Raw genomic sequence first — 11345 nt, forward strand, 5'->3', positions numbered from 1 at the left:
CGGATCCTGCCGACCCATTGCACAATCCTGCGCATCGACGTAACAAAAATCGACACGAATAGGGCTGGAACCGGGGAAGTTGAAACAAAAGGTTTCAAGCAAGTTTCCACAGCGTTGCACCGTCATGGCCCCTTGCGCCGTGCAGGATCAGGCAAGCTTTCAACAGGATGTTGCTACCGCTGCGCCTTGCACAAACATAAGCTTTTGTTCATCGCTCCCTACCGCCTGAGGATCCCGGCATGTCGCCACTCGACCACGCCCACGTCCCGCTGGACACGTATCTGGAACAACAGCGCGCCGAACTGGCGTCGATCATCGACCGCAACACCAGCGAAGACGGCAGCTACGCCACGGCCATCGGCTCGCTGAACCTGTCGCGCCACAGCAAGCCCCAGAATTTCGCCCCGGTGCTGGCCCAACCGGCGCTGTGCATCATGGCCCAGGGCAGCAAACAGGTGCGCCTGGCGGATGAGTTCTTCAACTATGACCCGCTCCACTACCTGGTGGTCTCGGTGTCGATGCCGTTGAGTGGCTGCATCGCTGACGTTTCGCCGCAAGAGCCGATCCTCGCCCTGCGCCTGGACATCGACCCGGCGGAAATCACCGCGTTGATCGCCGACGCCGGCCCCCTGGGCGTGCCGACCCGCCCCGCCGGGCGCGGGCTGTATGTCGAACGCCTGGACACGCCGACGCTCGACGCCGTGCTGCGCCTGGCGCGGCTGCTCGATACGCCGAAAGACATCGCCATGCTCGCCCCGCTGGTGCGCCGGGAAATCCTCTATCGCCTGTTGCGCAGTCCCCAGGGCTATCGGCTGTACGAAATCGCCATCGCCAACAGCCAGAGCCATCGCATCAGCCAGGCGATCAAATGGCTCAACGGCCATTTCGAACAGCCGCTGCGCATCGATGACCTGGCCCGGGAAGTGAACCTCAGCGTCTCGACCCTGCATCACCGCTTCAAGGCCATGACCGCCATGAGCCCGCTGCAATACCAGAAACAACTGCGCCTGCAGGAAGCCCGCCGGCTGATGCTCGCCGAAGGGCTGGAAGCCTCGGCAGCGGGGTATCGGGTGGGTTATGAAAGCCCTTCGCAGTTCAGCCGCGAGTACAGCCGGTTGTTCGGCGCGCCGCCGTTGCGGGATCTGGCGCGGTTGCGGATGACCGTTTGACCTGGGGTTTGTGGTGACTGGGCCGGCCCCATCGCGAGCAAGCTCGCTCCCACAGGGGTTCGCTGTTCACAACAATCAACTGTGGGAGCGAGCTTGCTCGCGATGAGGCCAGCAAAGACACCTCATCTCTTGAACTCAGGCACCGAGCAACCGACACGCCTGCGCCGGTATGGTCACCGACACCGCATGCCCAATCCCCAGGTCCATGCCCTGGCAAGGCGTGCTCAGCGCGGTGAACGAGATCCCGGAACATTCCACCGTGGTCTCGACGGTCGCGCCAATGTCGCGCACGAACGTCACCTTGCCCAGCAACCGGTTACCCGCCGAGGCCTGGGGCGAGGACAGTTGCAGGTCTTCGGGGCGCACCAGCAACTTGATCTTCTCGCCAGCGATGACGCTATGGCTGGCCGGCACGTCCAGCGTGTCCCCGCCCGGCAGCCCGACCCGTCCGTTGCCCAGGGTGGTCGCCGGAAAAATGTTGCCTGAGCCGATGAAGTCGGCAACGAATTCATTGGCCGGGTGCCGGTAGATCTCGATCGGCGTACCGACCTGTTGCACCCGATGCTCCCCCAGCACCACGACGATGTCGGCCATGGTCATGGCTTCGCGTTGATCGTGGGTCACCAAAATGGTGGTGATGTTCAACCGCTGTTGCAGTTGGCGGATTTCCACTTGCATCGACTCGCGCAGCTTGGCGTCCAGGGCCGACAGCGGTTCGTCCAGCAAGAGGATCTTCGGCCGGGCGGCAATGGCCCGGGCAATCGCCACGCGCTGGCGCTGGCCGCCGGACAGTTTCGCCACGGGCCGATCGATCATTGCCTGGAGCTGGATCAGTTCCAGCAACTCCACCACCCGCGCCTGTTGCTCGGTCTTGCCCACGCCCCGCAGCTTCAGCGGATAGGCGATATTCTCGCCGACGGTCATGTGGGGAAACAGGGCCAGCGATTGAAACACCATGCCGAAGTTGCGCAGGTGCGCCGGGGTGTGGCCGATGTCTTGGCCATCCAGGCGGATTTCGCCGCCGCTGAGGCTTTCCAGGCCGGCGATCATGCGCAGCAAAGTGGTCTTGCCACAGCCCGAAGGCCCGAGGAAACACACCAGTTTGCCCTCGGGCAAATGCAGGTTCACGTCCGTGACCGCACAGGCCGAGCCGTAATGTTTCTCGACGTTTTCCAGTATCAGTCCAGTCATGTCTTCACCTCGAAATCAAAAGGAAACGCCGCCTTCGCCCACCAGTTTCTCCAACGCCCAGATCAGCACGAAGTCGATCAGCACGATGAGCACGGCAAACGAGAAAACGGTGGGGTCCAGCGACGACACGGTGCGGCTGTACATCCAGATCGGCACGGTCATGACATCGATGGTGTAGAGGAAATAGGTCACGGTGAATTCGTTGAACGAGACAATGAACGCCAGCAGCATCCCGGCAAGGATCCCCGACTTCATCAACGGCACCACCACATCGACGATGGCCCGCCGTGGTGTCGCCCCAAGCATTCGCGCGGCTTCTTCGACTTCGCTGCCGATGCCCAGCATGGCGGCGGTGCAGTTCTTCACCACGAACGGCAAGGCCAAAATAACGTGGGCAATGACCAGCCGCGAGGTGGTCATCTGGAATGGCAAGCTGTCGAACACCAACAGCAGCGCCAACCCCAACACCACCATGGGAAACACCAGCGGTAGCGACATCAGTTGCAACGCCACGGCCTTGCCACGGAACTCGCAACGGGTCAGTGCGTAGGCCGCCGGCACCGCGATCAGCGTGGCGAATATCATCGTCAGGCAGGCCACCCACAAACTGGTGCCCATGGCCTGGCCCAGGCTCAGCACATCGCTGGCATCCGGCGATACGAAGGTGTGCCAGGCCGCCCGATACCATTGCAGGCTGTAGCTGCTCGGCGGAAAGTCCAGGTTCGCCGCGCCGCTGAAGGACATGACGATCATGGTCAGGATCGGCATTACCGCCAGCAACAGAATGAAGCCCGACAGCAGCCCCACTGCGCGCCCGGTTTCACCGGGCAACAGCGACTGGCGTTTTTTGCTCAACGTACTCATTGAGAAGCCTCCAGCATCCGCCGACGACGGCCGGTGAAATATTCGGACAGGGTCATGATCATCAACGTGGTGACAATCAGCACCACCCCGGCGGCGGACGCGGCGGGCCAGTTCATCAACGGGGCAATCTGATCGTGGACCATCACCGCCAGCATCGGCACCCGCCGCCCGCCCAACAGCAGCGGCACGACAAAACTGCTGGCGTTGTAGGCAAACACCAACGTCGCGCCAGTGATGATGCCCGGCAGGCTCATGGGCAGCACCACTTGGCGAAACACCTGGAAGCGGCTGGCGCCGAGGGTGGCGGCGGCCTCTTCATAACTGCGAGCCACGCCACGCATGGCGCTGGCGATGGGCAGCACGGCCAGCGGGAAGGCCGTCTGGACCAGGCCCATCAACACACCATTCTGGTTGTACAGCAGCATGATCGGCCGCTTGATCAGGCCCAGGCCCATGAGTGCCTGATTGAGCATGCCGGCAGGGCCGAGGATCACTAGCCAGCCGTAGCTTTGCAGCAGCAGGTTGACCAACAGCGGCAACAGCACCGCCGCCAGGAACATCCGCCGCAACAACGGCGAGGCCAGGCGCGACATGGTATAGGCCACAGGGATCGCCAGCAGCACGGCGATCACCGCGCTGATCAACGCAAGGCGCAAGGTCAGCAGCAGGGACTTGAGGTAATAAGGCTCCAGCAACTGCCCGTAGCTGGCGAGGCTGAACCCACTCCACTCCGCGCCCTTGGTGCCGACGCTCATGCGCAGCACCAACAGGCTGGCAGCGATCAGCACACCGAGAAACAACATCGACGGCGACAGAAACAGCCAGGCTCGGCGGGTAGGGGAAATCTCCCGGGGTGGACGCATGGGCGCGACACTCTGGTGATGGGTTAACGGTAGGTGTTCCATGGCAAGATCTCGTCAGAGGAAAACGACAGAACAAACACAATCTCAAAACAACCCAATCCCCTGTGGGAGCGAGCTTGCTCGCGAAGGCGGCGGCACAGCCAACATCTCCATCAACTGACCCACCGCTATCGCGAGCAAGCTCGCTCCCACAATGGTTCTCGGCTGGGCCGCAAGACCAATGCACACCCCAATCCCCTTGTGGGAGCGAGCTTGCTCGCGAAGGCGGCGGCACAGCCAACATCCCCGCCAACTGACCCACCGCTATCGCGAGCAAGCTCGCTCCCACACTGGATCCCGGGTGGTCACAGAGGTCGCGCACCCCCAACTCCCTATGCTGGGCAGGCGGTGTCTGGCATTCGTTTCAGGAAGAGAAGATTTCCGTGTACCGGCGAATCCATTGGTCATGCACCGTCGCCAGGAAGGCGTTGTCGTGCATGATCGCTTTGTCGGCGATTTGCTCCGGGGTGAGGATGTAGGGGCTCTTGCGCGCTTCGCTGGAGATGATGGCCTTGGCGTTGACCGGGCCGTTGAAGATGTCTTCGGCCATCTTGCCCTGCACCAGCGGGTCGAGAGAGTGGTCGATGAAGGCGTAGGCCAGGTCGGTGTCGCCCGGGCGGTTTTTCGGCATGACCGAGAGCATCAGGTCGGTGTAGAAACCTTCTTTCATGCCGAACGTCGCCCCCAGGCTGTAGGCCGGGTCGCGGATCTGCTTGGGGAAAAACGCCGGCGCGTACAAGCCGCCCATGTCCAGGGAGCCGGTGCGAAACAACTCGGCGATCTGGTTCGGGTTTTCCCCCAGGGTCACCACCCGCTCCTTGAGCTCGGCGAGTTTCTTGAAGCCGGGTTCGATGTTGTGTTCGTCACCACCGGCCAGCTTGGCGGCGATGATGATCAGGTCCATGGCCTCGGTCCAGTTCGGCGGCGGCAGGAAAATGTTCGGCGCCAGGTCCGCATCCCAAAGGGCGGCGTAACTGTCCGGCGCCTGACTCAAGGTCCGGGTGCTGTAGACCAGGCTGTTGCACCACAGCAGGTAACCAATGCCATGGCCGCCAGCGCCGGTGCGGTATTGCGCCGGCACGTCGGCCAGGTTGGGAATGCGGTTGAGGTCGGGTTTTTCCAGCAGCCCGGCGGCGGCCAGGCCTTCGGCGCCGACGCCGGCCAGGGTGATGATGTCGTACTGCGGCCGCTCGCCACCGGCCTTGAGCTTGGCGACCATTTCCGAAGTACTGCCGGTGCGGTCGGCAATGACCTTGGCCCCGGTCTTGGCCTCGAAGGTGGCCGCGATGTTGCGCAACGCCGCCAGCCCGGTGTCATCGGACCAGGTGAGCAGGCGCAGGGTCTTGCCGACGAACCGCGTATCGCTGGCCCGGGCGCTGATGAAGGGCACGCTCATGGCGGCCGCCGCTACCGAAACCACACTTGCAGTCTTGATGAATTGACGCCTGTTCAGATCATGCTCGCCCATGGAGGACTCCCTTTATTCTTTTAAGTATGAGGTGGGTAAAAACCGTTGCGCCCGCACCGTTCGACGTCGAGCAAAGCCCCGTACTGCAAGGGCTTCACCGCCGCCTGCGGCCATCCTGAGGTTGTGCAAAATCCCTGACTATCGAAAAAAACTCATTGGAGCCATGTTCCTGGCGCATGCCTTTTTTCGAGGCATGCGTGACCTGATAACGTGCTGTCAGACCGCCCGGATCACATGCTTGATTTCCTGAAACGCGGCCAATCCCCAAGGCCCCAATTCGCGACCGAGGCTGCTCTGCTTGTAACCGCCCCATGCCGCCTGGGGAAAAATCACCTGGGGCGCGTTGATCCACACCAGCCCTGCCTGTAGAGCATTGGCCACCTGTTCGGCAGCCGTCGTATCACGGCTGACCACACTGGCCACCAAGCCGAAACGGCTGTCGTTAGCCAAGGCGATCGCCTGCGCCGGGGAGCTGAAACGGCGTACGCACAGCACCGGCCCGAAGATCTCCTCGCACCACAACGCACTGTCCAGGGGCACGTCGGTGAAGATTGTCGGCTGTAAAAAAAAGCCGCGCGGCAGATGCGCGGGCCGCTGCCCACCGCACACCAGCGTCGCTCCGGCGCTCAAGCCTCGGTCGATGTGCCCCAGCACCCGCTGGTATTGCGCCTGGTTCACCAGCGCGCCCATCTCCACGTCCGGGTCGAACGGGTCGGCCACGCGGATCGCCTCGGCGCGGGTCTTGAGCCGTTGCAGAAATTCATCGGCCAGTTCATCGGCGACCAGCACACGACTGGTGGCCGAACACATCTGCCCGGCATTGAAGAAACCACCACCGCAGGCCAGCTCCACCGCCAAGTCCAGGTCAGCATCGGCCAGCACCAGCAGGGACGATTTGCCGCCCAGTTCCAGGCTCACGCCCTTCACCGTTTCCGCCGCCCGCTGCATCACTTGCACGCCCACCGCATTGCTGCCGGTGAAGGAAATCTTTGCCACGCGCGGGTCCGCCGCCAATGGCGCCCCAACGGCCAGGCCCGTGCCGCAGACCAGGTTGAACACGCCGTCGGGCAACCCGCATCCGGCGATGATCAAGGCCAGTTCCAGCTCCGGCAACGGCGTGACCTCCGAGGGCTTGAATACCACGCAGCAGCCGGCAGCCAATGCCGGGGCGAGTTTCCAGGCCGTGGTGACCATCGGGAAATTCCACGGCACGATCAGGCCGACCACGCCGCAGGGTTCGCGGCGCAGGCGTGCGCTGAAATCAGCACTGGGCAACGCCAGCGAGCTGTCTTGCCGGGCGTCCAGGCCTTCGGCCAACTCGGCGTAATAGTCGAAGGTGGCGACCACATCGTCGACATCGATGGCCGCTTCGAACAGCGGTTTGCCGTTGTTGCTCGATTGCAGGTGCATCAACCGTTCACGAGCGTCCCGCACGCCAGCGGCAATCCGACGCAGGATCGCGCCACGCTCGGCGCCGGTGGTGTTCGACCAGTGCGTGAAAGCCTGGGTCGCCGCGTTCAACGCCTGATCGACAGCGCCCTCATCGCCGCCATAAACGGTGGTCAGCAGCGCTTCGGTCGCCGGGTTGATCACCCGCAGCGGTTGATCGCCGGCCAACCACTCACCGTTGATGTACAGCCCGTCTTGCGTCGTAGGGAAATTCATTTCGACACCTGCGCCATCCAGGTTGCCTGGTCGATCTCGATCAGCGTCGGGCCCTGCCGGTCGCAAGCGGCGAGCAACGCGGCGTGCAGTTGCGCCACGCCGTCGATGGCTTCGGCAGCGCAGCCCAAGGCCTTGGCGACGCCGATGAAATCCGGGGTGTAGATGTCCACGCCCACCGGTTCGATGGCGCGGTTGACCATGTATTTCTTGATCTCTTCGTAGCCCTGGTTATTCCACAGCAGCACAATCACCGGCGTGCGCGCTTCCACGGCGCTGGCCAGTTCCGGCAGGGTGAACTGCAACCCGCCGTCGCCAATCAAACACACCACCGCCGGGCGACCATGGCCCAGATCCTTGCCACCAAGCCAGGCGCCAATGGCCGCCGGCAAGGCGTAGCCGAGGGTGCCGTAGCCGGTGGATGAATTGAACCAGCGGCGTGGCTGCTCCGGGTTGAAGGTCAGGTTGCCGGTGTACACCGGTTGAGTCGAATCGCCGACGAACACCGCCTCCGGCAGCGCTTGCAAGACGGTGTCGAGAAACAAGGTCTGGGCACGGGTCGCCGCGTCCCAACTGCCTTGAAGATCCGCGCGCAACCGGGCGGCACGCGTCGCGCCCCAATCGTCACGGCGCTCGGCCAAGGGGTGCTGGCTCAAGGCGTCGAGCACGGCCCGGGCGGCGACACGGGCGTCGGCCACCAACGCCAGGTGCGGCGGGTAGTTGCGCACGGTCTGGTCCGGGTCGATGTCGATGCGCAGCAGCGCACCGGGAATCTCGAAGCCGCCGGCGAAGGTTATGTCGTAGTCGGTCTCGGCCAGTTCGGTGCCGATGGCCAGCACCACATCCGCTTCGGCCACCAACGCGCGAGTGGCGACCAGGCTCTGGGTGGAGCCGATCAGCAACGGATGCCGGGACGGCAACAGGCCTTTGGCATTGATGGTCAACGCCACTGGTGCGCCGAGACGTTCGGCCAGTTCGGTCAATTCGGCCGCCGCGTCGAGGGCGCCGCCGCCGGCCAGGATCAATGGCCGCTTGGCCGATGCCAGCTTTGCCGCCATTTGCGCCACGGCACTCGGCGCAGCACCGGCGCGGTTGATGTTCACCGGCACGCTGGCGAGCAAGGCATCGGCGTCTTCGACCAGCACGTCCAGCGGGATTTCAATGTGCACCGGCCGCGGGCGTCCAGCCTGGAACACGGCGAACGCCCGGGCCAGCACGCTGGGCAATTCAGCGGCGGACATCAGCGTGTGGGAAAACGCCGCCACCCCGCCCACCAGCGCGCTCTGGTTCGGCAGTTCATGCAGCTTGCCGCGTCCGCCACCCAACTGGCTGCGCGACTGCACGCTGGAGATCACCAGCATCGGGATCGAATCGGCGTAGGCCTGGCCCATGGCGGTGGTGATGTTGGTCATGCCAGGGCCGGTGATGATGAAACACACGCCGGGCTTACCGCTGACCCGGGCGTAACCATCGGCCATGAAGCCTGCCCCTTGTTCATGACGCGGGGTCACATGGCGGATGCTGGAACGGGCCAGCCCGCGGTACAACTCGACGGTGTGCACGCCAGGAATGCCGAACACCTGCTCCACGCCATACGCTTGGAGTAACTTGACCAATACTTCGCCGCACGTCGCCATTGCCATTGCCTTTTTCTTGTCGTGTAAAGGGCCTCGCACAGCCTGCGGCGGGACCCTTTTTTGTCTTGGGAATGGCGTTATTGGAACGGGCAGGCCATAGCGGCAACAATGGATAAAAAGTCATACTAGCCATGTCCTCACGTCATGGCTTGGATCCGAAATGAAACGACTTCCTCCGCTGCCGGCGCTGCACACGTTTCTGATCACGGCCCAATGCTGCAACTTCACCCGGGCCGCCGAACAACTGCACATCACCCAGGGCGCGGTGAGTCGGCAGATCGCCGGGCTGGAAGATCATTTGGGTTATGCGCTGTTCCAGCGCCAGGCACGCGGCCTGAGCCTGACCGCCGAAGGCCAGGCGTGGCTACCCCGGGTGCAGCAGGTGTTCAGGCTGATCGGGGACGCGGTCGAGCAGGTCGGCGAAAAACGCCAGACCCTGCAACTCAAGGCCCCGACCTGTGTCATGCGCTGGCTGCTGCCGCGCCTGTTGCAATGGCAGAAGGAACGGCCGGACGTGCCGGTGGAGTTGACCACCACGGTCAGGCACGGCGTGGATTTCCAGCGCGAAGCCTTCGACGCCGCGGTGGTCTATGGCCCACCACCCGACGCCTCGCTGGCGTGCGTGCATCTGTTCGATGAACAACTGACGCCCGTCTGCTCCCGCCCGATCCTGGAAGGGCCTGTGCCGCTGCGTGAACCCGCCGACCTGCAACAACACCTGCTGTTGCACCCCACCCGTGACGAGCGCGACTGGAACGCCTGGCTGAAGGCAGCCGATGTGCACTTGAGCAATGTCAGCAAGGGCCAGCATTTCGAAACCCTGGACCTGGCGATGTCCATGGCTTCCCAAGGCACGGGCGTGGCGATCGGCGACTGGTCGCTGATCGGCGACGACTTGAGCGCCGGTCGGCTGGTGATGCCGTTCGAACTGAAGGTCAAGACCGGGCTGGGTTATCACCTGGTGCACCCGCACAAACCCCAGGTGTCAGGGCCGTTGCAGGAATTGATGGGGTGGTTGGTGGAGCAGGCACGGGCGCGGTAGGTGCTAACCCCCCTGATCCTTCAAGGGTGAATGAAACTGTGGCGAGGGAGCTTGCTCCCGCTTGGGTGCGAAGCGCCCACAAAAGGGGTCTGCTGCGCAGCCCAGCGGGAGCAAGCTCCCTCGCCACAATGGATCAAACACGCCTCACGTCATCAGCGTTACAACAAGGCATGGTTAGAGCAGATTCGGCGCCTGCACCGGTTCGATCTGCGCCCAGTGCGACGTGTCTTCACGGTGCTGCTGCAGATACGGCAACACGGCCCCCAGCAACGGCGCCTTGAACGCCTCCTGGAAACGATGGGCCAGGCCCGGGATCAGCTTCAACTGGCTGCCTTGGATGTGCGCCGCCAGATGCACGCCGTGCATCACCGGCAGCAAAGGGTCGGCGGTGCCGTGGACCACCAGGGTCGGCACCCGCAGTTGATTGAGCAGCGCCACCCGGCTCGGCTCGGCCATGATCGCCATGATCTGGCGCTTCACGCCTTCGGGGTTGAAGGCCCGGTCATAGGCCACCGCGGCCTGATGCAGCAGTACCTGGCGATCATCCACCACCATCGGGCTGCCCAACGCGGCCAGCAGATCGGCCTGCTGCTGCAGGGCCGCTTCGCGATTCGGCGCACTGCGCCGCGACAACAACTGCACCAGCGCGGCGCTGGGTGCGGGCAAGCCTTCGGCACCGGAACTGCTCATGATCAGGGTCAGGCTTTCGACCCGCTGCGGCGCCATGGCGGCCATGTGCTGGGCGATCATCCCGCCCATGCTCACGCCCAATACGTGGAAGCTTTGCACCTGCAAGGCATCCATCAACCCCAGCCCGTCGTCGGCCATGTCGGTCAAGGTATAAGGCGCAGCCACGGGCAAACCGAGTTTATAGCGCAGGGCTTCGAAGGTCAGGTTGGCACTGCCGGGGGCCTGGCGCCACGTGGACAGGCCGACGTCGCGGTTGTCGTAGCGAATCACCCGGAAACCCTGCTCGCACAGGGCGACCACCACTTCGTCCGGCCAATGGATCAACTGCCCACCCAGGCCCATCACCAGCAACAGCGCCGGATCCGAGGCACGGCCAACGCTCTGGTAGGCCAGGCTCACCTGATCCAGATCGACCCGTTGGGTCGCAACATTGATGTCACACCGAGAAGCCGCCATCGACGGCAGGCCGAAAAACAACGCGGCCAGGAAAATGAATACACGCATGAAGAAACACCGAAACGCAGAACCCCAGTAGAGCGCGAGTCTGATGAAGTTTGTTCAAGCGCGCTGCCACAGTTGCGTGACAGTTTGATGAAGATTGCCGAGTGGTCTCCTGCGCGAAGGATGTATCTGTGGGAAAGGATGTATCTGTGGGAAAGGATGTATCTGTGGGAGCAAAGCTTGCTCGCGATACAGGCACCTCGATTCCAGAGAAATCGT

Annotated in this window: 9 protein-coding genes; 2 read left to right on the top strand and 7 right to left on the bottom strand. The window is 63.3% G+C overall.

Annotated features, from left to right (window positions below; translation table 11 throughout):
• Window positions 1-239: 239 nt before the first annotated feature.
• Window positions 240-1169, top strand: coding sequence for an AraC family transcriptional regulator (locus Q7F16_RS17190; protein ID WP_046062657.1), 930 nt, complete (start codon window positions 240-242; stop codon window positions 1167-1169).
• Between the two features lie 135 nt (window positions 1170-1304).
• Here the strand turns inward: Q7F16_RS17190 and Q7F16_RS17195 are convergent, their stop codons facing one another.
• The 6 genes from Q7F16_RS17195 to Q7F16_RS17220 form a co-directional block, all read right to left on the bottom strand.
• On the bottom strand, window positions 1305-2360 hold the full coding sequence (locus tag Q7F16_RS17195; RefSeq protein WP_409556101.1) for an ABC transporter ATP-binding protein: 1056 nt from the start codon (window positions 2358-2360) through the stop codon (window positions 1305-1307).
• Between the two features lie 15 nt (window positions 2361-2375).
• The gene (locus tag Q7F16_RS17200) at window positions 2376-3224 is read right to left on the bottom strand and encodes an ABC transporter permease (RefSeq protein ID WP_409556102.1); all 849 of its coding nucleotides are present in this window, start codon (window positions 3222-3224) and stop codon (window positions 2376-2378) included.
• Entirely contained in the window at window positions 3221-4129 is a 909-nt protein-coding gene (locus tag Q7F16_RS17205; protein ID WP_014339965.1) for an ABC transporter permease, read from the bottom strand. Before Q7F16_RS17205 ends, Q7F16_RS17200 begins: the two co-directional genes overlap by 4 nt.
• Window positions 4130-4490: 361 nt before the next feature.
• The gene (locus Q7F16_RS17210; protein WP_046062661.1) at window positions 4491-5594 is read right to left on the bottom strand and encodes an ABC transporter substrate-binding protein; all 1104 of its coding nucleotides are present in this window, start codon (window positions 5592-5594) and stop codon (window positions 4491-4493) included.
• Between the two features lie 216 nt (window positions 5595-5810).
• Entirely contained in the window at window positions 5811-7259 is a 1449-nt protein-coding gene (locus Q7F16_RS17215) for an aldehyde dehydrogenase family protein (RefSeq protein ID WP_409556103.1), read from the bottom strand.
• Window positions 7256-8893: a 5-guanidino-2-oxopentanoate decarboxylase gene (locus Q7F16_RS17220; RefSeq protein ID WP_409556170.1), complete on the bottom strand. Its 1638-nt coding sequence runs from the start codon at window positions 8891-8893 to the stop codon at window positions 7256-7258. The genes Q7F16_RS17215 and Q7F16_RS17220 overlap by 4 nt, the downstream gene beginning before the upstream one ends.
• A 160-nt stretch (window positions 8894-9053) precedes the next feature.
• Between Q7F16_RS17220 and Q7F16_RS17225 the strand changes: the two genes are divergently transcribed.
• Window positions 9054-9935, top strand: coding sequence for a LysR substrate-binding domain-containing protein (locus Q7F16_RS17225; protein ID WP_046062663.1), 882 nt, complete (start codon window positions 9054-9056; stop codon window positions 9933-9935).
• 174 nt (window positions 9936-10109) lie between these two features.
• Here the strand turns inward: Q7F16_RS17225 and Q7F16_RS17230 are convergent, their stop codons facing one another.
• Window positions 10110-11129, bottom strand: coding sequence for an alpha/beta fold hydrolase (locus Q7F16_RS17230; RefSeq protein WP_046062664.1), 1020 nt, complete (start codon window positions 11127-11129; stop codon window positions 10110-10112).
• Window positions 11130-11345 lie beyond the last annotated feature (216 nt).

Origin of the sequence: Pseudomonas sp. Lb2C2, assembly GCF_052112205.1 — a bacterium.
GTDB lineage: Bacteria > Pseudomonadota > Gammaproteobacteria > Pseudomonadales > Pseudomonadaceae > Aquipseudomonas > Aquipseudomonas kilonensis.

Coding starts and splice junctions, on each gene's coding strand:
- Q7F16_RS17230 (WP_046062664.1), bottom strand. CDS start 11,129: ATGCGTGTATTCATTTTCCTGGCCGCGTTGTTTTTCGGCCTGCCGTCG.
- Q7F16_RS17190 (WP_046062657.1), top strand. CDS start 240: ATGTCGCCACTCGACCACGCCCACGTCCCGCTGGACACGTATCTGGAA.
- Q7F16_RS17205 (WP_014339965.1), bottom strand. CDS start 4,129: ATGGAACACCTACCGTTAACCCATCACCAGAGTGTCGCGCCCATGCGT.
- Q7F16_RS17220 (WP_409556170.1), bottom strand. CDS start 8,893: ATGGCGACGTGCGGCGAAGTATTGGTCAAGTTACTCCAAGCGTATGGC.
- Q7F16_RS17215 (WP_409556103.1), bottom strand. CDS start 7,259: ATGAATTTCCCTACGACGCAAGACGGGCTGTACATCAACGGTGAGTGG.
- Q7F16_RS17195 (WP_409556101.1), bottom strand. CDS start 2,360: ATGACTGGACTGATACTGGAAAACGTCGAGAAACATTACGGCTCGGCC.
- Q7F16_RS17225 (WP_046062663.1), top strand. CDS start 9,054: ATGAAACGACTTCCTCCGCTGCCGGCGCTGCACACGTTTCTGATCACG.
- Q7F16_RS17200 (WP_409556102.1), bottom strand. CDS start 3,224: ATGAGTACGTTGAGCAAAAAACGCCAGTCGCTGTTGCCCGGTGAAACC.
- Q7F16_RS17210 (WP_046062661.1), bottom strand. CDS start 5,594: ATGGGCGAGCATGATCTGAACAGGCGTCAATTCATCAAGACTGCAAGT.